This window comes from Streptomyces sp. NBC_01384 (assembly GCF_045040035.1).
Classification (GTDB): Bacteria; Actinomycetota; Actinomycetes; order Streptomycetales; family Streptomycetaceae; genus Streptomyces.
In genome coordinates, this window is record NZ_CP109559.1 from 6,927,807 (window position 1) to 6,950,404 (window position 22,598).

Consider the following 22,598-nt stretch of genomic DNA (forward strand, 5'->3'; position numbering starts at 1 on the left):
GGGTGCGCCGGACGGGGGTGTTTTCGGACTCTTTCCTTCTTTCTTCGCAGGCTATGGCCGGGGATGGGGGGTGGGCATGCTCCATGTGGGCGTTGTCGGAGGATTTGCTTGTCCGTGGTGGACATAGAGGGGCGAGGGGCCAGTGGTTCCCTGGCGCCGCCGGCCCCGCCTCGTCGGGCGCGGGCCCGGCCGGGTAAACGGTGAACTCGCCCCGCAGGGGCACTAGATTGACTCGCGGACGAAGCATGGAGCGGCTGGTCAGGGGGCAAGGCGATGGACAGCGACGGGACGCAGGACGCGCGGGGCTGGCATACCGGTGCCGTGCCGGGACCCGCCGTGCCGCCGCCACCCGGTGTGGCGCCCGCGCCTCCGCCACCTGGCGTAACCCCGGTGCCGAGGGGGACCCCGCCACGCCCCGCCGGACTGCCCTCCGTGCCGGAGCAGGCCCCGGCACCCCGGGCCACCGTCGCCGACTGGCTCAACAAGCCGCGCCCCGCCGCCGGACCCGGGATCTGGCGGTACGGATACCGGGCGCCGCGCCCGTCGAAGGGGCGGGAGCGGCTCTCGCCGGTCACGATCATCGGGCTCGCGGTCCCGCTCGTGGTGGCACTCGTCGTCTGGTCGCTGTGGCGCCACGGCAGCGTCCCCTACATGTGGGTCGTGCTGAAGCTGTTCACGCCGGACGACTGGTGGTGGAGCGGTACGACCTCACCCAAGGTCTGGCAGGGGCGGGAGGCCGTCGAGGTCTACAACGGGGTCTTCTTCGGCGTGCTGGTGTACGCCATGGGCAGGCTGGGGAGCTGGCCCGAGGTCGTCCGCCACTACGTCACCGGACGCGCCCAGCCCCAGCGCGCCGCCCTCGCCGTCCTGGGCGCCCTGATCACGCTGACGTTCGTCTTCCCGAACGCCTTCCCCGGCGTCGGCTGGGACGCCCTGCCGGTCGTCGCGCCGCTGTTCTCCCTCGTCGCCCTGGCCTCCGGCGGCTACGACCTCTTCCAGTCGCAGCTGATCACCGACGGGCTCTACACGCTGATCACCCTGCTCGTCCTGTGGCCGTTCGCCCGGATCGGCGCCTGGCGGGCGTACGCCAGGCAGTGGCTCGCCGCCCGCGCCGCGCGCGGAGCGGCACAGGGGCTCTCGGACGCGAAGTCCGCGCCTCACCTGCCGCCCGCCCAGTGGCCCGAACTCCGCGACGCCGGGCAGCACGAGGCGGCGGAACTCCTCACCGCCGAGGTGCTCGGCGGCCGGATGAACGACGTGGACTGCGCCCGGGTGCGGCGCGCCTGGGGCACGGCGAAGTGGGACGCCACGCACCTCACCGGATTCGTCGACACCGTGCTGCGACGGGGTGGGGCGGCCTGGACGCACCCCTCCGGGGCCCGGGACCTGCCCGCGCGCACCGCGCCGCACGACGTGCTCGTGGGACAGGTGCGCATCGGGCGGTGGGCGGCCGGGGACCGTACCCCGGACGAGTACGGCGGCGGGGGCGCGGCCCTCGACCCGGAGGCCCTGGGCACCTCACTTCTCGCCGTCGGGCCCTCCGGCTCAGGGAAGACCCGGCACCTGATCGGGCCGGTTGTCGAGTCGCTCGCCCTGCAGGCCCTCACCGGACGGTGCGCCGTCGTCGCGGTCGCCGCCGCCGGTACGCCGCTCGGCCCGGACTCGGCGTTCGACGTCGTGGTGAAGATCGGCGACCCCGCCTCCGTCCACGACCTCGATCTCTACGCGGACTCCGACGACCCCGACGAAGCGGCCTCCTTCCTCGCCGAAGGCCTGGTCGGGGACCTCGACGCGGTGGCCGGCCAGCGGGCCACCACCGCGCTCGCCCAACTCCTCGGCCCCTACCGGGCGGTGCACGGCACGTTTCCGCCCATGTCCGTCCTGCGGGAACTCCTGGAAGGCGTGCCGACGGTCCTCTCCGCCCTGCGCGAGGCACTGTCGGGACCGGAGCACGCCGGGATGCGCCGCGAACTCGAGGCGCGCATCCGACAGGCCGGAGGTCCGGCCGACGCGGGCCCGGCGCTCGCCGACCGGCTGGCGCTCTTGGACCGGCCTGCCTTCGCCGACTTCTTCGGCGCGGGCGGCACGACCCGCGCGTTCTCGCTGCGTGCCGTGGCCCACCATCCGCTGCGGGTGCGGATCGACCTGCCCGAGCACGGACACGAGGAGGCGGGCCGGCTGCTCGCCCGGCTCGTACTCGCCCAGTTCACCGCCGTCGTACGCGGCGGGGAGCGCCCGCACTTCGCCTGCCTGGTTCTCGACGACGCCACCGGAACGCTGACCACCGACTCGGTACGCCGCATCCAGCGCCTGCGCTCCCAGAACGCGGGAGTGGTGCTGGCCCTGCGCACGATCGGAGACATCCCCGAGGCGCTGCACGGGCCGTTGTACGGAGCGGTGGGCTGCCGGATGGCCTTCTCCGGCGTCACGACCTGGGACGGCAGCCGCTTCGCCCAGGCCTGGGGCACGGAGTGGGTGGAGACCCGTGATGTGGCCAAGCACACCGTCTTCGCGGACCAGCCGATGACCCGGGCCATCCACGCCCTGCGCAAGCTGGTGACCGGCAAGGCCGTCACCACGGACGCGGTGACGATAAGGCAGGTCGAACGGGAGCGGTGGTCGGCGTCCGAACTGGCGCACGCGGTGCCGCCGGGGCACGCGGTGCTGTCGCTCACCAATGTGCGGGGCGAGAACGCGCCGCCGCTGCTGGTGGATCTACGGGGTTGAACCTCTGGTTGAACGTCCGAGGGCCATGGGGCTGACCAGGACGTCTGGACATGAGGTCACGGGCTGACCGTACGGTGAGGCAGAATCGACATAGGTTGTTCATACGTTGCGGCCAATAGATCACCTAAAAGATCACACTGCCCGTGACCGTCGAAAGATCACACCGCTCGTGACCGTCGAAGATCCTGTGAAGACGTGAAGGTCCCATGCCCCCCACGCTCGCCTCGCTCGTCCACCACTCCGCGCTCAAACTGACCGTGCGGGCGGGCGAGGACCGTCTGGACGTACCCGTCCGCTGGGCCCACGTCAGCGAACTCGCCGACCCCGTGCCGTACATGGAGGGCGGGGAACTGCTGCTGATCACCGCGCTCCAGCTGGACGCCGAGGATCCGGACGTCATGCGGCGCTATGTGAAGCGGCTGGTGGGAGCGGGCGTCGTCGGGCTCGGCTTCGCCGTCGGAGTCAACTACGAGGAGATTCCCAAGGCGCTCGTCGACGCGGCCGAGGAGGAGGGCCTGCCCCTGCTGGAGGTGCCCCGCCGTACGCCCTTCCTGGCCATCAGCAAGGCGGTGTCGGCCGCGATCGCCGCGGACCAGTACCGGGCCGTGACGGCGGGCTTCGCCGCGCAGCGCGAACTCACCAGACGAGCCCTGAGTGACGGCCCCGAGGGCCTGCTGTCCGCACTCGCCGGCCAGGTGGACGGCTGGGCGGCCCTGTACGACGCTTCCGGCGTCGTCGTCGCCACCGCGCCCGAGTGGGCCGGGCGGCGGGCCGCGCGGCTCACCCCCGACGTGGAACGGCTGCGGGAGCGCCCCGCGCCCGCCAGCTCGGTCGTGGGCGGCGAGGACCGCGTCGAACTCCACTCCCTCGGCACCGGGCGGCGCCCTCGCGCCGCGCTCGCCGTCGGAACGGCCGCCGCCCTCGGCACCGCCGAGCGCTACGCCGTGCACTCCGCGATCGCCCTCCTCACCCTCACCACCGAACGGTCGCGGTCGCTGCACGCGGCCGAGCAGCGGCTCGGGGCGGCGGTGCTGCGCATGCTGCTCGCCGGGCAGCCCGAGCATGCGCGGACCGTGGCCGGAGACCTGTACGGGGAGCTGCTCGACGCGCCCTTCCGGCTGATCCTCGCCGAATCGGCGTCCGCGTCGGCGGCCCGGGCGCACGCCGGCGGCCACGCGCGCGTGGCCGCCGCGAAACCGTCCAAGGCCCCCGTCGCGGTACCGGACCCGCCGAACGGCGACCCGCTCGGCGGCCTCGCCGAGATCGTCGAGTCCGCCGCCGCCCGCTCCGGGGAGTCCGTGCTCGTCGTGCCCGACGGGGAGCGGCTGGTCGTGCTCGCCGTGGACGGGGGTGCGGCGGTGACCGCGTGCGGGGAGTACGCGGCCGCTCTGGACGCCGCGCGGATCGCGGCGCGGGAGCAGCCGGTCGGCGACGAGGACGAGCTGGTCGTCGGGTTGTCGGCCCCCGCCGGACCGATCGCCGCGGCCGCCGCCTACAAGCAGGCCGAACAGGCGCTGTCCGTGGCCCGGCGGCGGGGGCGGTCGCTGGTCGAGCACGAGGAGCTGGCCGCGGGGTCCATGCTGCCGCTGCTCGCCGATGACGCGGTACGGGCGTTCGCGGACGGGCTGCTGCGCGCGCTGCACGAGCACGACGCGACCGGGCGGGGGGATCTGGTGGCCTCGCTGCGGGCCTGGTTGTCGCGGCACGGGCAGTGGGACGCGGCCGCCGCGGACTTGGGCGTGCACCGGCACACCCTGCGTTACCGGATGCGACGCGTCGAGGAAATCCTCGGACGCTCCCTCGACGACCCCGACGTCCGGATGGAGCTGTGGCTGGCGCTGAAGGCCACGGCGGCGGCGGGGGAGTAGTAGAGGGGGCGGGTGCGTGGGAACTGCGCGATCTTCCGGGGAACCCGGGGTTCACCCCTACCGTGCCAAAGCGGAGTACCCCGCCCCCGCACTGCTACGCCCCGGACAAACAACCTTCCGGCGCCCCGGCCCTACCGTGGACCATGAAAGCCAAGGACTCCTACCTCGGAAGGGCCGGGACTCGACATGACTTCCACCCACGCCTTCTGGCTCGCCGGCCGCCAGGCCACCGGTGAGACCACCTTCGATGTCACCTCGCCGTGGGACGGCCGGGTCGTCGGACAGGTCAGCGTGCCGACCGAGGCGCAGGTCGAGGAGGCCGTCGCCGCCGCGTACGCCGTACGGGACGAGTTCGCCGCCACCCCGGCCCACGTCCGCGCCGCCGCCCTCGACCACGTCAGCAAGCGCCTGGCCGAGCGCACCGAGGAGATCGCGCAGCTCATCTCCGCCGAGAACGGCAAGCCGATCAAGTGGGCCCGCGGCGAGGTCGGCCGCGCGGTGTCGGTGTTCCGGTTCGCCGCGGAGGAAGCCCGCCGCTTCAACGGAGGCGAGGCCCAGCGCCTCGACACCGACCTCGGCGGCCAGGGCCGGCTGGCCCTCACGCGCCGCTTCCCGAAGGGCGTCGTTCTCGGCATCGCGCCCTTCAACTTCCCCCTCAACCTGTGCGCCCACAAGATCGCCCCGGCCATCGCCGCCGGCGCGCCGATCATCCTGAAGCCGGCGCCCGCGACCCCGCTCTCCGGCCTGATCATCGGAGACCTGCTCGCCGAGACGGACCTGCCGGCCGGCTCCTGGTCGATCCTCCCGGTCTCCAACGACCGCATGCCGGCCCTCGTCCAGGACGAGCGACTGCCAGTCATCTCCTTCACCGGCTCCGAGAAGGTCGGTTACGCGATCATGGACTCGGTGCCGCGCAAGCACTGCACCCTGGAGCTCGGCGGCAACGGCGCGGCCGTCGTCCTCGCCGACTGGGCGAGCGACGCCGACCTCGACTGGGCCGCGACCCGCATCGCCACCTTCTCCAATTACCAGGGCGGCCAGTCCTGCATCTCCGTGCAGCGCGTGATCGCCGACGCGTCCGTCTACGACCGCCTGCTGCCGCGCATCGTCGCCGCCGTCGAGGCCCAGGTCACCGGCGACCCGTCCGACGACAAGACGGACGTCGGCCCGCTGGTCAGCGAGGACGCCGCCCAGCGCGTGGAGTCCTGGGTCGAGGAGGCCGTCCGGTCCGGCGCCACCCTCCTCACCGGCGGCAAGCGTGACGGTGCCTCCTACGCCCCGACCGTCCTCACCGACGTACCGGCCGAGGCGACGATCTCCTGCGAGGAGGTCTTCGGGCCCGTCCTCACCGTGCGGAAGGTGGACGGGGAGGCGGAGGCCTTCGCCGCCGTCAACGACTCCAAGTACGGCCTCCAGGCGGGCGTGTTCACGCACGACCTGCAGGTCGCCTTCCGCGCCCACCGCGCGCTGGAGGTCGGTGGCGTGATCATCGGCGACGTGCCGTCCTACCGTGCCGACCAGATGCCGTACGGCGGTGTGAAGCAGTCCGGTGTCGGGCGCGAGGGCGTGAAGTTCGCGATGGACGACTACACCTACGAGCGGGTCCTCGTACTGACGGGCCTCGCGCTCTAAGGACACAACCGTTCCAAAGGCGCGACAGTCGACGGCCGGAACCCGCTGTGCGGGGGTTCCGGCCGTCGTCGTGCGCACCCAATCTGACGTGCGGAAACCCTCGAATTCTGGCTGGTTCTGGTGAGGTAGCGGGAACACTGCGGGAGCAGTCGGCGGTAGCTCCGCGCATGGCGAGCGTAGTCGCGCGTAAGAACAAGGCCGGGAAAGTGACCAGCTATCAGGTGCGGTGGAGAGACGGCGGCTCGGCGTCCGGTGACTGGCGGACCGAACGCTTCACTGATGAGGAGTCGGCCCGCGTCTTCAAGGATGCCGTCGACGAGGCCGGGCAGAATCAGCCTCTCGGCTGGGCGAAGGGTAAGGGGTACATCGACCCGACGGCCGCCGACGAGCTGCGCTAGGTCCGGTCGCTGGAGATGTACATCTTCCCCGCCTTCGGCAACTGCGGCATCCGCTCCGCCGAGCACTTCAGCAAGGCAACGGTCGGCGCGTGGGTCAACAAGATGCTGAAGACGAAGGTCAAGCGCGGCTCGAAGATCAAGTACATGTCGCCCGAGACACTGCGGGGCTTGCACGGGCTGCTGTCGTCGATCTTGAAGGAGGCCGTAATCACCGAACCGCCACTCCGGGACCACAACCCGTGCGACCTGACCCGGCTCCCGAGCAGCGACGACCGGGGAGTTGGCGACGACGAGTCGAGCGACGACATGGAGTTCATGACTCCTGACGAGGTAGCCGGCCTCGTCGCGTGCCTCTCTCGGCCCGATGATCGGATGCTCGTGCGGACGGCATACGGAAGTGGGATGCGGTGCCGCGAGATCATCGCGCTCGCGGCACGGCACGCCCGCAACCCGCGGCCCGGAGAGTATGACCTGCGCGTCACCCAGGCGTGGAAGCGGGTGCCGCGCGAGGAGTGGTACCTGGGACCGCCGAAGACGAGAGCGGGGCGGCGGACAGTCGAGATCACGGCCGGGCTGTGGCAGGAACTCTGCGACTTCGGACTCGCGGGCTGCCTACCTGCCCGCGTGCCCGTGGTGCAAGCACCCGATCCAGGCCGGGCAACGGGTGTGCACCCGCGGCCACGATGAGCCGTCCTGCCGGGACTGCCGGAGGATCCGCGCAACCCCGACCGGGGCGGGCCTGCAAATGTGGAACTTCGCCCAGATCATGAGCAGCTCGCCAAGCGCACGGCCGGCGCCCCTGGCGTTCGGGAGGCCCCTGGCCCGGTCCGGTGTCAGACCCCGTCCGTAGCCTGGTGTTGTCCAGATGGCTTGCTGCTGCCGCTGGCGCATGTGAAGCGCCCCGCCCCGGCGTGGAAACCCGGAGCGGGGCGCACCCATGATCAGGCAGCGGTGGTTACGTCGTCGCGGGAGAGCTGTGACCACAGCGACAGTAGGTGCCGGTACTTCTCGGCGCGCGCGGTGCTGGCCGGCTCGTCCATCAGGCGGCGAATGAGGTCGTTGACCTCGTCGAGGGCGCGCGGCACTTGGCCGTCAGGCCCGGGAGAGTGGGACATACCCTCACGGTACGGGGAGGGTCTGACAATCAAGACGCGTGTTCGATTCTGCGTTCGAGGCGTCGACTGCTCGTCGCCCGGAAGAGGACAGCGACATGACGACCTCAGTGCCCCCGATCACGGAGCCCGACCCCAGCACCATGATCTGCCCTGGCAGCCACATCGGCCTGTGCGCGGGATGCCAGCGGCAGACCTGGCGGTACGGCCCTGGCGGGCTCCCGCTGTGCACCTGGTGTTTTGCCGCGCAGCGGGAGAAGTGGGGCAGCGGGGTGCGGTTCACCAGCACCCGCGGGTAGTCCGGCCTTGCCCGAGATCGGCAAGGCCGGACCGCGCGTCAGCCCTGCTTCTCGCCGAGCGCCGAGCGCAGCCAGTCCAGCGAGCCGGTTTCCAGGACCGCGTCCGCCAGGGCGTTCCCAGCCTTGGTGACGATGCGGCCGCGGCTGTTGTCGATCCAGCGCTGTGCGTTCTCGTAGCCCTGGGCCTTGTACTCGATGCCCTGGATCATGCACTCCAATTTGTCTGCGTCGCGGGCGCAGATCGCCTCCGGGGAGTCCTTGGCCTCGTACTCGGCGACCAGCTCGGTGAGGGCCTCGGCCAGGATGCCCGGCATGCCGGCGACCTGGTCGGCGGCGATGTCGCGAGGGTCGGCCTCCCCGGCCGTGTACTTCTTGCCGAGGTGGTTCACGTCACCGGTGCGCGTCTCTCCGGTGTCGTGCCACACGGCGAGGAACGCCGCCCGCGCCGGGTCCGCGCCTTCGAGCTTGGCAATGATCGTCGCGATCAGCGCAGTGCGCCAGGAGTGCTCTGCCACTGTCTCGGGCTGGCGTACACCCGCCATCCACCACCCGGTGCGAGCGGTGTGCTTGAGCGTCCCCGCCTCGTACAGGAAGTTCGCCACCGCTGACAGGTCCTCTGCCACCTCGGACTCCTCTCACGCCTCAGCGAGGCGGATTGCGTACTGGATGCTCTCCAGCTCCCGGCGAGCGCGCGCCGACAGCTCCCGGCTATCCAACATCACAGTGAGGCGGTCGCGTAGGGCGCGGCCTGCTGCACCGGATCGCAGCAGGTTGGGGCGGATCTGGAGAAGAGACCACACGCTGTGGACGTTCAGGTCCACGTACCCGTGATGCGAGGCGAGGCCAGCAGCGAGGTGCGCGAGGAGCCGTTCGCCAGGCCATGGGCCGGGCGTGCGGCGTGCGATGAAGTCGTCGGACAACTCCAGGTGCGGGGTCTCCCCGAGCCAGTACGCCCAGTAGTTGAGGTTCGCGGCCTCGCCCGCCTCGTCACCTGTGAGGTCGTTGTCGATGAAGTAGTTCATGCGGTCGCGGTCGCCTTGCCGGGCGGCGACTGCCGCGACGGAGCGGCTGTTGAGCCAGCGGGTGAGCCAGTCTTGGGGCCGCTCGATGCTCTGCTGGTAGGCGAGCCATTCCGAGGTGTCGGCCTGGTTGTCGTATCCGGAGAGGTAGAGGGCCTGGCGGCGGAGGAGGAACTGCTGCTGGCCACGGGCCTGCTCGGCCGTACGGCGCATCTGCCGGAAGAACGTGGCCCGGTCGCCCGACGGCAGCTCGGGCCCGGCGGGCGCGGGGCCTCGGCGCGGCCGGGGAGGCGAGGGGAGCTCACGTACGGGCTGAGGCGCTACGCCGTTGAGGGGCCAGGCCAGCACCTCGACCAGGTCGCGTTGCATCACCCAGGCCCCGAGCGGGCTCTCCTCGACTGCGGCCTCGTCGTCTAACGCGCTCGCGAGGAGCACGTCCGCTTCCAGGGCGCGCTCAAGGGCTTGGAGGAGAGCGGGTACGGTGCCCATCTGCATGAGCCGGTGGCGGTGTATGAGCATCTGCCCGGTAGGTACAGCGGTGAGGGGGCGGCGTCCGGTTTCCCAGCCGGCGATCGTGTCCGCGCTGACTTTTAAGAGCTCGGCCGCCTCCTCCTGAGTGCGCCCCTGCTGCTCTCGTATCACGCGAAATACGTAGCCCGAGATGACGCCCGCGCGGGGGCGACTGGATGAACCCTGACTGCCGGTCAGGGTGGGTGGCGAACTCGGCCGCATGACTGCCCCCATCCCGGTGACTGGCGGCAACATACCTGTACTCCTGGTCACTTCAGCAGATCAGCGAGGGTTTCTACCGTCGTAGTCATCACCAGACGAGCCTAGTAGGGAGGCTCTCCGTATGTGCTCCGATGCTGAAGCCCGCGCCCCGATGGAGGCGGCCTCCGGGGTGATGGTCCACCCCGGGCAAGACCGTGACCTGGCGGTGGAGCACTGGTTGTGCTGTGCCTCGCCGGAGCCGCAGGAGGCGCGTCAGGCCTGGCGGGATGAGGAAATGCCACTGCTGCGATGCGGCATCCTGTTCACCGCCGTCAGCCTTCCCGGCTACCTCATCCACAGTGTGGCCGGGAGCACGGAACCCGCCGAGGTGGACGCCTTCCTGGCCCAAGCCCTGGAGGGAGGCCCGGTCATCGCGTCGGGCGGCCTCATGCGGTACTGGGCGCTGGTGCCTCCCAGTGCCGTCGACGGGTGGACGGACCCGGCCAGCGAGTGCCTCACACCCGGGACCTTCCTAGGGGTGCCACCTATCCATCGGAAAACACACCAGCCGGGCCTGTCGTACTGGTCGGTGGCCATGGACAGCCCAGCCGTTCTCTGCTCTACGGGTCTCGTCAGCCGGCTGTCCCGGATGGGGCGGACCCGCCACCGCGCCCAACTCGACCGTGAGGGCGCCTGATGAGCAGAGCCCGCCTCGCCGGCGCACCGGTAATGAGTGAGGTGCTGCCGCGCGAGCTGGAGTCCGTTCCCGTCGCGCGTTACGTCGTCCGCGACATCCTCGACCACTGGGATCTGCCCGAGCTCGTGGAGGACGCGGAAACCGTGATCTCCGAGCTGGCCACCAACGCCATCCTCCACGCTCGAATGGCCGCGATCCGCATAACCGTCACCCGCGTCGACGAGCGCACCGTGCGCCTGGCCGTCATCGACAGAAGCCGCGTCCTGCCTGTGCTCCGGTCACCGGACACAGATGACGTGCACGGGCGCGGCATGGGAATCGTGGATGCCCTCACCAGGTGCTGGGGTACGGACCGGCTCCCGTGGGGGAAGCGCGTGTGGGCCGAGCTGCGGGACCAGCGGTGAGGGGCGGCTACGGACGCCGATGGCGTAGGGGGGCGCAGATGCCCGCCCCAGCTTCCCCGGCCGGCCAGTTCCTCTACACGCTTTCCGTCGCCGCGCTCCTTGCCGCACTCATCTACGGCATCGCCACGAGGTAGCAGCCACTCCGCCCGCCACTCCCCACGACGAGGACCCTCATGAAATCTCACCCCTCCAGCGGCAACCGTACCCCCGTACAGGTTGTAGCGATCAGCATCGGCGCCTCCGGCATCCGGGCCCGCGCTGACGGACGTACGGGGCGCGAGGCGTGGCGGATTATCCGGCAGCGGCACCCCAGGGCGGTCTGGGCCGTCGCGGCGTACGCCACCGTCTTGGTGCTCGTAGCTTTCCTGGGGGTCACGTCCCTGTTCTGACCTTCCTGTTTTTGACTCCCGCCCTTGGCCGGTCGTGGCACCGGTCCCCAGCCCGGACCTGCAGCCTCCCCTGTTTGGTCCCCGGCCAGGGGTGGGACCCACGTCCCGGCTGGCCCTCCGTGGGGGAGCGACGGCAGTCCGGGACAACGGGCCCCGGCCGTCACCGAGACCGGCGGTCGGGGCCCGGGCCCCTCACTTTCCGCCCCGGCCGAACGGAGCGGACCACCCCCAACGGGAGACCTCATGCACTCACTGATCGCGAGCCCGTTCCTGGAACAGCACATGCTCGTACGGCCGGGAAGCCGCGGCGGAGCCCTTCTGCCGGCGCCTCGCTACGAGGAGCTACGCGCTCTCGACCCCGCCGAGCCGGCCCCGGCCTGGCTGGCGGACACCGTCCGCGACCAGTGGGCCGACCTGGACGTGTCCAGCCGCCCGACTGGTGAGTACCTGCTCGTCCGGCAGCCGTCCGCCTGGGGCTGCTCAAAGGCCAGCTGGGAGGTCAACCTCGGCTGCAACTACGCCTGCAAGCACTGCTACCTCGGACTCAAGGTCAACTCGGGCATGCCGCTGGAAGAGAAACTTCAGTGCTTGGAGGTCATGGCCGAGGCCGGGGTGCTGTTTCTCCAAATCACCGGCGGTGAGCCGACCATCGACAAGGACTTCATGCGGTCGTACCGCAGGGCGTTCGAGCTGGGCATGATGCTCACGCTCTCCACCAACGGATCGCTCCTGTGGCGCGAGAACCTGCTCCGCCTCTTCGATGAGTGCCCGCCCTACCGCGTCACGGTCTCCATGTACGGCGCGACGAAGGCCAGTTACGACGAGCTGACGCAGCGGGACGGCGCCTGGGACCTGTTCATCCAAGGCATGAACGCCGCCCGCCGGGCTCGGCTGCCGCTGCGCATGAGCATCATCGTCACCGAGGACAACGCGCCGGAAGAACAGGCGATGATCGACCTCTGTAAGCAGTGGGGCGTGGAGTACAACGTCTTCACCAACATGACCCCCACCATCTACGGGGGCGGTGAGGTCCTCACCGCGCAGTCCAAGGACCACTTGCGGATGCGGAAGCCGTTCACCGGCTGCAACGCCGGCCACACCTTCTTCCACACCGACCCGCACGGGCAGGTGTCCATCTGCAAGATCGGCCGCGACGACCAGATCAGCCTCCCCCGCGAGGGGATTCAGGGCCTCGCCCGGCTGGGTGCGATCGCGGACCGCCTCATGCTTCGCACCGGAGGCTGCTCAGGTTGCCGGCTCTCCGGTTCCTGCACCGTGTGCAGGCCCCTGGCCAAGCACTACCAGGAGGCGAAGGCACCACTCGCAAGTTACTGCCAGCACGGACAGAAGAAAGCAGGCTGAAATGACCGCTGTAGCAGTCGCGATCTCCCCGAGGCGCCCGCTCACCGACGACGGGCCCACCCAGACAGGAGGCCTGCCGTACTTCACGCGGCCCGTCCTCGCAGCCACCCCGCCGGTCACCGAGATCACCGCCATCACCGACATGGACGAGGTCATGGACAGCGTGAAGTGCTCGTGCAACGCGGGCGACGACAACCCCCACTGACCTGATCTGATCTGCGTCTGACCCGGTCCTGAATGCGCAGGCCCCGGCGTGTTGGCGCTGGGGCCTGCGGCAGGTGCGCGGCATGGGTAGCGTGCGAGCATGCGCTTTCACTGGGGCTGGATCGAGCCCGTGATGCCCGTGCCGTACGTGCCGACTCTCGGCCCTGTCCGTCGAGAGGACCCGCTCCCCGACCTGTTCGAGGCAGTCGTGGAGGTCGCCGGAACCGGCCGTTTCCTTCCGTACGACAAAGACCGCCGCTGGTCCGACACCAAGGCCGAACGCGTCCTGGTCGACGCCATCGAGCATGACCACCGCCAGACCCTCGTGCCCACGCTGGTCGAGCGCGGCGCCGGGGTCGTGAAGGTCCACGTGTACGGGGCTGCCCCGGACAGCCTGTCCGCCGGCGCCGACCTGGCTCGGAAGCTCGCTTCCGTCCACGGTGCCGCCAAGGCCCGGGTCGTCTGGTTCCTGGGCCCCGACCAGCCCGAGGTGTACGCCCCGGGTGTGGGAACCCGCGTTCAGCTCAAGGACTTCAATGACGGACCTGGACAGGCTCCGGGCGTGCCGGTCCACGAGGACAAGCAGATTTCCGAGGAGGCCGGTTTCGGTGCCTTCGCCGAGCAGATGGCGGCTGACGGGTTCGCGTTCCTGCACGAGCAGATGCGCGCCGGGACCGTAGGCCCTGTCCTCACGGTCCTGCACGACGGCCGCGTGGCCGGCGCCATCGGCCCGATGGAGACCATGGCCGACGCCAGTGGAGCCGCTCGCCTGCTGCCCCAGTACTTCGGCGTGCTGCCGCAGTTCCGCGGCTGCGGCTACGGGCGGGCCCTGTGGCGCGCGGCGATGCGCTGGGGGCACCAGCACAGCGCCGCGTACCAGCTGCTCCAGACCGAGGCGGGAGGCGTCTCTGACCGCCTGTGCGCGGCCGAGGGGCTGACGTCGCTGGGGTTCGTCAACCAGAGGGATGTGTGACGCCAGCCGACCGGCTGGTGGAGGTCCGCGAGCCGGTGAGCGCTTACCTGGCGAGGGTTGGGCGTTGACCGGCTCGCGCGGCGGGTCGTGAAGGCGGCCCCGTGTCCGATCTGGAGTACACGACACGAGACCGCCGCGCGTTCATGATGACTCTGCGGCGCCTGCCCCCGCCCGCTGGCGCCGGATCGGGTCGCGTGAAGACCATTGCTCAAGGAAGAGAAGCAGATGAACCGGGTTGCGGTGCTCTCGGCAGGCTCATGGGGCACGACGTTCGCGCTGGTGCTCGCGGACGCCGGCAACGATGTCGTCCTGCACGCCCGCAGGCGTGAGGTCGTCGACGCGATCAACACCCGCCACGAGAACCCCGCCTACCTGCCAGGCATCGCTCTGCCGGCCTCCTTGCGGGCCACCGCCGACGTCTCCGAGGCTCTGGACGGTGCCGACTACGTGGTGGTGTCGATCCCGGCGCAGACCCTGCGGGCCAACCTCACCGTCTGGGCGCCGCTGATTGGGGAGCGCACGGTCGTCGTAAGCCTGATGAAGGGCATCGAGACCCGCAGCGGGCTGCGGATGAGCGAGGTCATCACCGAGGTGACCGGCGTGCCCGGCGAGCGGGTCGCGGTGGTCTCCGGTCCGAACCTCGCCCGGGAGATCGCTGTCCGTCAGCCCGCCGCGTCAGTGATTGCCTGCCGCGACGAGACCACGGCCAAGGCGTTGCAAGAGGCGTGCCTGACCCCCTACTTCCGCCCGTACACCAACGCAGACGTGGTCGGCTGCGAACTCGGCGGCGCGCTGAAGAACGTCATCGCACTCGCCGTCGGGCTCGCCGGCGGCATGGGCCTGGGCGACAACGCCCGCGCCCTGTTGATTACCCGTGGCCTGGCGGAGACCGCCCGCCTCGGCACGGCTCTGGGCGCCGACCCGCTCAGCTTTTCCGGCCTGGCCGGAGTGGGCGACCTCATCGCCACGTGCATGTCGCCGCTGTCCCGCAACCGCACGTTCGGTGAACACCTCGGCCGGGGCATGACCGTGGACGAGGCAGCCACGGCTACCAGCCAGACCGCCGAGGGCGTCAAGTCGTCCCAGTCCATCTTGGAACTCGCCCGACGACACGGGGTGGAAATGCCCATCACCGAAGTCGTCGTTGACGTCATCCGGGGCGAGGCCACCGTCGCCGAGGCGGCCGGCATGCTAATGACCAGGTCGCCCAAACCCGAGCTCTACGGCATCTGCTGAGGCGGCGGCTTTACTCAACCGTGCCTGAAAGGTCCAGACTTAAGGTGACTCGTTCGTCCGGTCGGCCAGAAACGGGACGCTCGCCCTCGTCCTGGCGAACTAGTTCATATGGGCGGTGCGCAACCGTCCCGACGGAGGCAGGAAGATCGTTGCAGATTCACCGGTTCCGCTTCGGGGGCGATGGGGGCGTGATCAGAATGAACGTCCCCAACCAGCCATGATCGCGTTGGAGCAGGCTCGCCGCCCGCGTGGGGATGTGGGCGGTGGGAGCGGCTCTGGTCTTCGCTCCGCAAGCAGTGCACCGGAGTCGCGGGTGGGCCCAGCTGAAACGGCTTGATGTGGGCCGGAACGGGTCGATGCGGGCCGAAGCGGTGGGTGTTCGCGCAGGTCGGAGGAGAACTGCAGGTCAGGACGCCGCAAGGGGCCCACTGCGCGGGGGTTCCGGCCGCTGTCGTGTCCGGATCTGTTTCCTCTGCGCCACTCTCTGACTAACGACAATCATTTTCAGATAATCTCCCGAAGGGGCCCGGCACCGATGCCTTCCGGTGCCGGGCCCCTGGTGGTCGGCCTGTCCGGACCCTCAGCCGGAGAAGCCGACCCGCGCGAGCCGCAGTGGGCCGCGCAGCCTGAGGCGTACGTCGTGCACATCGGTCGCTGTGAAACCGGCCGCCGTGGTGGTGTAGTCGTAGGGATCGCCGGTCCCGCTCACGGTGACGGCCGTGAGTGACGGGCCCCCGTCCAGGGACACTTCGACGACGCCCTCGCCCGCCGCCTCGACGCTGATCTCCGTGACGCCGTTGCCGAAGTCGCAGGCGCGGTAGACGAGTTCACCCGTTCCGGCGGCCGCCGTCGGCGTCACCGCGTCGCCCGACACCTTCGTACGGTCGACGATCTCGGTGTCCCGCTGATCGTCGAAGTCGGCTGCGTTCAGGCCCAGTTCGCGTACCGGGCGGGGCGCGGCGGGCTCGCCGGCGAGGTCGAGCGTGGTGCGCAGACGGATGTCCTCGCTCGACGCGCCGACGAGGAGTTCGTACGCGCCCGGCTCCAGGCGGGGGCGGCCGTGTGCCACGTCCCAGAACTCCAGGGCAGAGAGGGGGAGTTCGAAGGTCAGCCGCTCCGAGGCGCCGGGGGCGAGGTGGAAGCGGCGGTGTGCCAGCAGCTCGCGGCGGGGGCGTGGCACCGACGGGTGCACGGCGCGCGCGTAGAGCTGGGCCACCTCGTCCGCGGGCACCTCGCCCGTGTTGGTGACCGTGAAGGAGACCTTCAGCGCGGCCTGCGTCTCGATGATCTCCAGATCCTCGTAGGTGAACGTCGTGTACGCGAGGCCGTGGCCGAACGGGAACAGGGGCGTGCCCTCGAAGTACAGGTACGTCTGGCGGCCGCCGATGACGTCGTAGTCGAGCAGGTCGGGCAGGTCCGCGTCGGAGGCGTACCAGGTCTGCGGGAGGCGGCCCGCGGGGGAGACGTCGCCGGCCAGGACGCGGGCCAGGGCGGTGCCCGCCGCCTGGCCGCCGTGCGCGGTCCACAGGACGGCCGGGAGGTCGGTGGGGTCCACGGCGTAGGGGTACGCCGAGACCAGGGCGAGGGCGGTGTGCGGGTTCGCGGCGCGGGCGGCGCGGAGCAGGCGCTCCTGGTGGGCGGGGAGCTGGAGGGTGGTGCGGTCCTCCGTCTCGCGGCCGTTGATGTGCGGGTCGTTGCCCGCCACGACCACGACGACATCGGCCGCCTCCGCCGCCCGGGCCACGGCGTCCTCGCCGCGCTCGGTGAACTCCAGCTCGAAAATCTCCGGGGTCTCGTCGGCAACCTTCACGCCGTCGGCGGCGACAGAGATGTGCCCACCCGTCCCGACGTGCCTCAGGAGGTGGCCGCTCCCATGGGATCCGGAGCGGGATCGCGCCGGTTCGAGACGGAACGTCTCCTGGACGACCCAGCCGCCCGGCTGGTCGGCGGACGCGCGCAGGTAGCCGTCCTCGGCGACCGAGAGATAGCGGCCGTCGGGGGCCCGCAGGGTCAGCAGCCCCTCGCCCCAGTCGATCAGCGCGAGGTCGGTGCCGGTGGCGTCGGTGGTGAGGGCCGGGAGGTCCGTACGGCCCGCGAGCAGGGCCGGGTCCAACGCGCCCTCGGCGCCGCGCACCTCGTCGGCCGCGTCCCCTGCGAGGGGCACCGCCAGATACGTACCGGACGAGGTCCTCAGGCGTACGCGGTCCACGCCCTCGGCGAAGTCGACGTGCTCGGCGCCGAAGCGCTCGTACAGGCCCTCCAGGGGTGTGGAGCGGTGGATGAGCGTGCCGCTGTACCAGTCGAGCTTGCACTCGTCGGCGAGGAGGCCCACGACGGCGACGCGCACACCCGGGCGCAGTGGCAGCAGGCCGTCGTTCTTGAGGAGGACGATCGCCTGCTCGGCCGCCTCCCGGGCGAGCGCGCGGTGGGCCGGGGTGTCGAAGTCCGAGGCGCCGGCATGAGGGTCCGCGTGCGGGTCGAACTCGCCGAGCCGGAAGCGGATCGCGAGCTGGCGGCGGACCGCCGCGTCGATGTCGGCCTCGCTCAACAGGCCCTTTTTCAAGGCCCCTCGGACCCGGTCCACGATCTTCGAACCGTCCGTGCCGTGGTCCGTGAAGCTGTCGACCCCGGCGAGGACCGCGGCGGCGGTCGCCTCCTCGTGGGTGTCGAAGTAGTGCTCGGAGTCGACCAGATTGGACGGGGCGCCCGCGTCCGAGCAGACCAGGAGTTCCTGGTCGGTCCAGGTGCGCAGGTGCTCGCGGAGGTACGGGGAGACGTGGTTGGGGCGGCCGTTGACCAGGTTGTACGCCGGCATCACGCCCGCCACAGCGCCCGCCTCGACGGTCTCGCGGAAGGCCCGCAGGTCGTACTCGTGCAGGACGCGCGGGCGGACCGAGGAGGAGGTGGTGTCCCTGTTCGTCTCGTTGTTGTGGGCGAGCCAGTGCTTGAGGACGGGCGCCGTGCGCCAGTAGTCGGGGTGATCTCCGCGCAGGCCCCGGGTGTACGCCGTGGCGATCGCGGAGGTGAGCTTCGGGTCCTCCGAGTAGCCCTCCTCGTTGCGACCCCACAGCGGGTGGCGCAGCAGATTGACCGTGGGGGACCAGACGTTGAGGCCCACCCGGTCGTCGCGGGCGCGCATCGCGCGGAGCTCGGCCGAGACCGCCTCGCCGACGCGGCGTACGAGTTCGTCGTTCCAGGTCGCGCCGAGGCCGACGGCCTGGGGGAAGACCGTCGCCGGGCCCATCCAGGCCACACCGTGCAGCGCCTCCTGGCCGGTGCGGAACGCGGCCACCCCGAGTCGCTCCACCGCGGGCGCGAACTGGTGCAGGAACGCGATGCGCTCGTCGAGCGTGAGCCGCGCCAGCAGATCGTCGATGCGCTTCGCGAACGGCAGCTGCGGATCGCGAAAAGGCGGCGTAGGCGGCGTTTGTGCGGTCACGTGGTGATCCCTTTGCGGTGGAGCGACAGGGTGCTTTCGAAGCGCTTCGATGCTCGATCGCCCGAGGGGTGGGTGTCAAGACACCTCGACGCAACAACTCTGTTTCCTCATTGGCATTTCAAGCGCCCGACGAGGCTGGTCCAGTCCTCCACACCTCCGAGGAATCTTGGAATCGACTCTTGTGCACCCCCAGGTGTTCACTTAACCTCGCAGCAACATCGAAGCGCTTCGACTAGTGGAGCGGCCCCCTCGGGGACACGCACTCCTCCACACAGTCCTCCGAGGACCGCTTCAGCTCAGCCAGTTCCACTCAAGACACCGCAGCCGACGGCTCCACCGCCGGGTGTCCTGCTGTGCGCCATGAAGGGTTGACGCAATGACGCCGAACGCCGCCACCTCCGCCACCTCCGCTCCCAGCCGGAGAAGCTTCCTCGCCTCCACGGCGGTCGCCGCCGCGGCGGTCGCGGGAGGGATGCCGCTGCTCGCCGCCTGCGGCGGCTCGGACAGCGGCTCGGGCGGGGGCACTTCGGCTGGCAAGAGCGCCAAGAAGCTGCTGCCGGCCTACGTCGCGACCAACGTGGTGACCCCTGACATCGCCGCCAAGAACGGCTCAGCGGTCGGCTTCACCAGCAAGCTCGACATCGCCGCCCTGAAGACCTCGGTGCCGAAGAAGCTCGGCAAGGGCGGCAAGGTCAGCATCATGTCGCCGTTCTGGGGTTCCCCGCCGAAGGGAGACAATGCCTACTACAAGGCGATGAACGACCTGATCGGTGTCGACGTCCAGTGGCAGAACCAGGACGGCAACACCTACGACCAGAAGCTCGGCGCGGTCCTGGCCTCCAGCGACATCCCGGACGTCGTGGTCATCCCCGGCTGGAACATGGGCGGCAAGATACCCAGCGCCATCATCGGCAAGTTCGCGGACCTCGGCCCCTACCTCTCCGGGGACGCGATCAAGGAGTACCCGAACCTCGCGGCGATCCCGACGGACGCCTGGCAGCGCTCCATCTTCGGCGGCAAGCTGCGCGGCCTGCCGCAGCCGTCCCCGTACGTCACCGGCATCGTGCCCCTGTACCGCAAGGACATCTTCGACAAGGAGGGGTACGAAGTCCCCACCTCGGCCGACGAGTTCACGGCGCTGTGCAAGGAGATCACCAACGCCAAGGCCAAGCGGTGGGCCTGCCTCGACATGAAGTGGACCGCCTTCCAGTCCTTCGGTGTGCTCTCGGGCAGTGAGAAGCCGCTCGGCTGGAACCTCGTCGACGGCAAGCTGATCAACCGCATCGAGACCCAGGAGTACCTCGAAGCGCTGGAGTGGACCCGCAAGCTCTTCGCCGCCGGATACGTCCACCCGGACGCCAAGCTGGGCAAGAGCGCGGCCACCGACCCGGGCCCCAAGTTCGCGGCCGGCGAGTTCCTCATCTACGCCCAGAACATCACGCAGTGGTGGAGCCGCACCGCCGAACAGGCCACCCAGAACCCGGACTACAAGATCTGGGGCATGGACATCTTCGGCCACGACGGCGGTGCCCCGGCCCTCTGGGCCGAACAGCCGGCCGGCATCTTCGCCTTCGTCAGCAAGAAGGCCTCCGAGTCCGTGATCCGTGACGTGCTGGCCGTCGCCAACGTCACCGCCGCGCCGTACGGCACCAAGGAGTACATGCTCACCAACTACGGCGTCGAGGGCACCCACTACACCGTCAAGAACGGCGTTCCCGCCAAGACCGACCAGGGAAACAACGAGGTCATCAACGCCTACGTCATGGTCGCGAGCCCCACCGCGACCATCGCCCACCCCGACTTCCCCGAGGTCGCCAAGGCGCAGGTCGAGTGGCAGCAGCGGATGGGCGCCTTCACCAAGAAGTCCTCCTTCTACGGCATGCAGATCACCGAGCCCACCCGCTACACCAACCTCTCCAACGACTTCGAGCAGCTGGAGGACGACATCGTCCGCGGCCGTAAGAAGATCAGCGACATGCAGCAGGCCGTCTCCGACTGGAAGAGCAAGGGCGGCGACAAACTGCGCGACTGGTACAAGAAGCTGCTCGACGAGAACGGCCCGGCGGCGAGCTGACCGGGCACCGAGGCAAGGAGAACGGCCGTGTCCCACAGCACGGTGCCTCGGAGCAGCACCGAGGCCGACACGACAGGGAAGACCCCGGTGGCGTCCGGCGGCGCCACCGGCTCCCGGGAGAAACGCCCCTCCGGGAAGGTGAGCCTGCGGCTCAGGTTCAGACGCGACCGCGTCCTGCTCCTGATGACGCTGCCGGCGGTCCTGCTGGTCCTGCTCTTCAACTATGTGCCGGTCCTCGGCAACATCGTCGCCTTCCAGGACTACGACCCGTACATCAGCGACAACGGCATCGTCTCCATGCTGCACAGCCCCTGGGTGGGCATCGAGAACTTCCAACGGGTCTTCGAGGACTCGGCGTTCTGGGGTGCCTTGCAGAACACCCTCGTGCTGTTCTTCCTCCAGCTCGTCCTGTACTTCCCGATCCCGATCGTGCTCGCGCTGCTCATCAACAGCGTGGTCAGGCCGAGGGTCCGGGCGCTCTCGCAGGCGATCCTCTACCTGCCGCACTTCTTCTCCTGGGTGCTGGTCATCGCCGTCTTCCAGCAGCTCTTCGGCGGCGCCGGAATCCTCTCGCAGCTGCTGCGGCAGCACGGGTACGACGGTCTCGACATCATGACCGACCCCCACACCTTCAAGTTCCTGATCACCGCGCAGAGCGTGTGGAAGGACGCCGGCTGGGGGATCATCATCTTCCTCGCCGCGCTGTCCTCGGTCAGCCCGGACCTGTACGAGGCCGCCGCGATGGACGGCGCGGGTCGCTGGCGCCGCATGTGGCACATCACGCTGCCCGCGCTGCGCCCAGTGATCGCCCTGCTGCTGGTGCTCCGCGTCGGTGACGCCCTCACCGTCGGCTTCGAACAGATCCTGCTCCAGCGCGACGCCGTCGGACCAGGAGCGGCGGAGGTCCTCGACACCTTCGTCTGGTGGAACGGCGTCCGCAACCAGGACTTCGGCTACGCGGCGGCCGCCGGACTGATCAAGGGTGTGGTCAGCCTCGGGCTGGTCCTCGCCGCGAACAAGGTGGCCCATCTCATGGGCGAGCAGGGGGTGTACAAGAAGTGACCGCCGTCATCGACAAACCCGTGCGCCGCCCCGGCCGCCTGGCCGCGCCGCCCCGGCCGACGTGGGAGGAGGAGCCCAGCAAGGCCGGCCTCGCGGGCAAGGGACTCGTGCTGACCCTCGCCTGCCTGGGGATCTTCTTCCCGCTGTGGATCGTCATCGTCACCAGCCTCTCCTCACGGAAGACCATCGACGAGGCCGGCGGCCTGGTGATGGTGCCCAAGGGCATCACCTTCGTCGCCTACAAAGAACTTCTCAGCGGCGGCCAGGTCACCCGCGCCTCGGTCATCAGCATCCTGGTCACCCTCGTCGGCACGCTGTTCTCCATGGCTGTGTCCGTCCTGTGCGCCTACGGCCTCTCCCGCATCGGCTCGCTCGGCCACCGCTGGATCCTGATGGCGCTGCTGGCGACCATGTTCTTCAGCGCCGGTCTCATCCCGACCTATCTGCTGGTGCAGTCGCTGGGACTGACCGACAGCTATCTCGCGCTGATCCTCCCGAGCGCGATCAGCGTCTTCAACATCTTGGTGCTGCGCGGCTTCTTCATGGGCATCTCGCAGGAACTCATCGACAGCGCCCGCATCGACGGCGCCGGTGACTTCCGCATTCTGTGGCAGATCGTCATGCCGCTCTCCCGTGCGGTCCTCGCGGTGATCACCCTCTTCTACGCCGTCGGGTACTGGAGCGCCTGGTTCAACGCCTCGCTCTACCTCAACGACCAGGACATGATGCCGCTGCAGAACGTCATGATCCAGCTCGTGCAGAAGCAGGAGGCCCCGGTGGGCCTCGGCCAGGCCATCAAGACCGGCCAACTGTCCGGCCTGGCCGTGCAGATGGCCGTCATGGTCATGGCCCTCCTCCCGGTCGCCGTCCTCTCGCCCTTCGTCCAGCGCCATTTCAAGAAGGGCATGCTGACCGGTGCGGTGAAGGGCTAGGTGCTCCTGCTACGCCGCTGACTCCGTCGCGGCCGACCTGCTCCTGTCCGGCGGTCGGCC

20 protein-coding genes are annotated in these 22,598 nt (G+C 69.9%); 16 read left to right on the top strand and 4 right to left on the bottom strand.

The annotated features are described in order from the left end of the window. Positions 1–273 precede the first annotated feature (273 nt). The 5 genes from OG747_RS31865 (at position 274) to OG747_RS31885 (ending at position 7,312) form a co-directional block, all read left to right on the top strand. The gene (locus tag OG747_RS31865) at positions 274–2,727 is read left to right on the top strand and encodes an ATP/GTP-binding protein (RefSeq protein WP_405882815.1); all 2,454 of its coding nucleotides are present in this window, start codon (positions 274–276) and stop codon (positions 2,725–2,727) included. Positions 2,728–2,933: 206 nt separating this feature from the next. After that, complete coding sequence (locus tag OG747_RS31870) at positions 2,934–4,595, top strand: PucR family transcriptional regulator (protein WP_405882816.1); 1,662 nt, start codon at positions 2,934–2,936, stop codon at positions 4,593–4,595. Positions 4,596–4,781: 186 nt separating this feature from the next. Continuing rightward, complete coding sequence (locus OG747_RS31875; RefSeq protein WP_405882817.1) at positions 4,782–6,227, top strand: aldehyde dehydrogenase family protein; 1,446 nt, start codon at positions 4,782–4,784, stop codon at positions 6,225–6,227. 167 nt (positions 6,228–6,394) lie between these two features. Further along, a complete protein-coding gene (locus OG747_RS31880; protein ID WP_405882818.1) occupies positions 6,395–6,625 on the top strand; it encodes a hypothetical protein in 231 nt (76 codons plus the stop codon). A 15-nt stretch (positions 6,626–6,640) separates the two neighbouring features. Then, positions 6,641–7,312, top strand: a complete 672-nt coding sequence (locus OG747_RS31885) for a hypothetical protein (protein ID WP_405882819.1) — start codon at positions 6,641–6,643, stop codon at positions 7,310–7,312. Positions 7,313–7,566: 254 nt separating this feature from the next. Here OG747_RS31885 and OG747_RS31890 read toward each other — a convergent pair whose 3' ends face one another. Next, positions 7,567–7,740 (bottom strand): DUF480 domain-containing protein, encoded by a 174-nt coding sequence (locus OG747_RS31890; protein ID WP_168513208.1) that lies wholly within the window; start codon positions 7,738–7,740, stop codon positions 7,567–7,569. A 95-nt stretch (positions 7,741–7,835) separates the two neighbouring features. Between OG747_RS31890 and OG747_RS31895 the strand changes: the two genes are divergently transcribed. After that, positions 7,836–8,036: a hypothetical protein gene (locus OG747_RS31895; RefSeq protein WP_405882820.1), complete on the top strand. Its 201-nt coding sequence runs from the start codon at positions 7,836–7,838 to the stop codon at positions 8,034–8,036. Between the two features lie 38 nt (positions 8,037–8,074). Here OG747_RS31895 and OG747_RS31900 read toward each other — a convergent pair whose 3' ends face one another. Continuing rightward, a complete protein-coding gene (locus OG747_RS31900) occupies positions 8,075–8,659 on the bottom strand; it encodes an HD family hydrolase (protein ID WP_405882821.1) in 585 nt (194 codons plus the stop codon). A 12-nt stretch (positions 8,660–8,671) separates the two neighbouring features. Then, positions 8,672–9,799 (bottom strand): helix-turn-helix domain-containing protein, encoded by a 1,128-nt coding sequence (locus OG747_RS31905; protein ID WP_405885791.1) that lies wholly within the window; start codon positions 9,797–9,799, stop codon positions 8,672–8,674. A gap of 109 nt (positions 9,800–9,908) precedes the next feature. Here OG747_RS31905 and OG747_RS31910 point away from each other — a divergent pair, with 109 nt between their 5' ends. The 7 genes from OG747_RS31910 (at position 9,909) to OG747_RS31940 (ending at position 15,031) form a co-directional block, all read left to right on the top strand. Further along, the gene (locus OG747_RS31910; protein WP_405882822.1) at positions 9,909–10,463 is read left to right on the top strand and encodes a hypothetical protein; all 555 of its coding nucleotides are present in this window, start codon (positions 9,909–9,911) and stop codon (positions 10,461–10,463) included. Then, positions 10,463–10,867 carry an ATP-binding protein gene (locus OG747_RS31915; protein ID WP_405882823.1) on the top strand — a complete coding sequence of 135 codons (405 nt, stop codon included), beginning with the start codon at positions 10,463–10,465 and terminating at the stop codon, positions 10,865–10,867. The genes OG747_RS31910 and OG747_RS31915 overlap by 1 nt, the downstream gene beginning before the upstream one ends. Positions 10,868–11,040: 173 nt before the next feature. Beyond that, positions 11,041–11,256 (top strand): hypothetical protein, encoded by a 216-nt coding sequence (locus tag OG747_RS31920; protein WP_405882824.1) that lies wholly within the window; start codon positions 11,041–11,043, stop codon positions 11,254–11,256. Positions 11,257–11,499: 243 nt separating this feature from the next. Next, a complete protein-coding gene (locus OG747_RS31925) occupies positions 11,500–12,618 on the top strand; it encodes a radical SAM protein (RefSeq protein WP_405882825.1) in 1,119 nt (372 codons plus the stop codon). Between the two features lies 1 nt (position 12,619). Then, a complete protein-coding gene (locus OG747_RS31930; RefSeq protein ID WP_405882826.1) occupies positions 12,620–12,823 on the top strand; it encodes a hypothetical protein in 204 nt (67 codons plus the stop codon). Between the two features lie 99 nt (positions 12,824–12,922). After that, complete coding sequence (locus tag OG747_RS31935) at positions 12,923–13,795, top strand: GNAT family N-acetyltransferase (protein WP_405882827.1); 873 nt, start codon at positions 12,923–12,925, stop codon at positions 13,793–13,795. A 225-nt stretch (positions 13,796–14,020) separates the two neighbouring features. Further along, entirely contained in the window at positions 14,021–15,031 is a 1,011-nt protein-coding gene (locus OG747_RS31940; RefSeq protein ID WP_405882828.1) for an NAD(P)H-dependent glycerol-3-phosphate dehydrogenase, read from the top strand. 580 nt (positions 15,032–15,611) lie between these two features. On the opposite strand, the gene OG747_RS31945 is transcribed toward OG747_RS31940, so the two are convergent. Further along, positions 15,612–18,470 carry a glycoside hydrolase family 3 C-terminal domain-containing protein gene (locus tag OG747_RS31945; RefSeq protein ID WP_405882829.1) on the bottom strand — a complete coding sequence of 953 codons (2,859 nt, stop codon included), beginning with the start codon at positions 18,468–18,470 and terminating at the stop codon, positions 15,612–15,614. Positions 18,471–18,846: 376 nt separating this feature from the next. Between OG747_RS31945 and OG747_RS31950 the strand changes: the two genes are divergently transcribed. From OG747_RS31950 to OG747_RS31960, 3 genes are read left to right on the top strand one after another with little or no spacing between them, the layout of a single operon-like run. Next, entirely contained in the window at positions 18,847–20,544 is a 1,698-nt protein-coding gene (locus OG747_RS31950) for an extracellular solute-binding protein (RefSeq protein WP_405882830.1), read from the top strand. A gap of 27 nt (positions 20,545–20,571) precedes the next feature. Beyond that, positions 20,572–21,606 (top strand): ABC transporter permease, encoded by a 1,035-nt coding sequence (locus tag OG747_RS31955; RefSeq protein WP_405882831.1) that lies wholly within the window; start codon positions 20,572–20,574, stop codon positions 21,604–21,606. Next, positions 21,603–22,538: a carbohydrate ABC transporter permease gene (locus tag OG747_RS31960; protein WP_405882832.1), complete on the top strand. Its 936-nt coding sequence runs from the start codon at positions 21,603–21,605 to the stop codon at positions 22,536–22,538. Before OG747_RS31955 ends, OG747_RS31960 begins: the two co-directional genes overlap by 4 nt. Positions 22,539–22,598: the final 60 nt, after the last annotated feature.

Bases quoted from the DNA above. Each gene is read 5' to 3' on its own strand.
- OG747_RS31865 (WP_405882815.1), top strand. From the start codon at position 274: ATGGACAGCGACGGGACGCAGGACGCGCGGGGCTGGCATACCGGTGCC.
- OG747_RS31870 (WP_405882816.1), top strand. From the start codon at position 2,934: ATGCCCCCCACGCTCGCCTCGCTCGTCCACCACTCCGCGCTCAAACTG.
- OG747_RS31875 (WP_405882817.1), top strand. From the start codon at position 4,782: ATGACTTCCACCCACGCCTTCTGGCTCGCCGGCCGCCAGGCCACCGGT.
- OG747_RS31880 (WP_405882818.1), top strand. From the start codon at position 6,395: ATGGCGAGCGTAGTCGCGCGTAAGAACAAGGCCGGGAAAGTGACCAGC.
- OG747_RS31885 (WP_405882819.1), top strand. From the start codon at position 6,641: ATGTACATCTTCCCCGCCTTCGGCAACTGCGGCATCCGCTCCGCCGAG.
- OG747_RS31890 (WP_168513208.1), bottom strand. From the start codon at position 7,740: ATGTCCCACTCTCCCGGGCCTGACGGCCAAGTGCCGCGCGCCCTCGAC.
- OG747_RS31895 (WP_405882820.1), top strand. From the start codon at position 7,836: ATGACGACCTCAGTGCCCCCGATCACGGAGCCCGACCCCAGCACCATG.
- OG747_RS31905 (WP_405885791.1), bottom strand. From the start codon at position 9,799: ATGGGGGCAGTCATGCGGCCGAGTTCGCCACCCACCCTGACCGGCAGT.
- OG747_RS31910 (WP_405882822.1), top strand. From the start codon at position 9,909: ATGTGCTCCGATGCTGAAGCCCGCGCCCCGATGGAGGCGGCCTCCGGG.
- OG747_RS31915 (WP_405882823.1), top strand. From the start codon at position 10,463: ATGAGCAGAGCCCGCCTCGCCGGCGCACCGGTAATGAGTGAGGTGCTG.
- OG747_RS31920 (WP_405882824.1), top strand. From the start codon at position 11,041: ATGAAATCTCACCCCTCCAGCGGCAACCGTACCCCCGTACAGGTTGTA.
- OG747_RS31925 (WP_405882825.1), top strand. From the start codon at position 11,500: ATGCACTCACTGATCGCGAGCCCGTTCCTGGAACAGCACATGCTCGTA.
- OG747_RS31930 (WP_405882826.1), top strand. From the start codon at position 12,620: ATGACCGCTGTAGCAGTCGCGATCTCCCCGAGGCGCCCGCTCACCGAC.
- OG747_RS31935 (WP_405882827.1), top strand. From the start codon at position 12,923: ATGCGCTTTCACTGGGGCTGGATCGAGCCCGTGATGCCCGTGCCGTAC.
- OG747_RS31940 (WP_405882828.1), top strand. From the start codon at position 14,021: ATGAACCGGGTTGCGGTGCTCTCGGCAGGCTCATGGGGCACGACGTTC.
- OG747_RS31950 (WP_405882830.1), top strand. From the start codon at position 18,847: ATGACGCCGAACGCCGCCACCTCCGCCACCTCCGCTCCCAGCCGGAGA.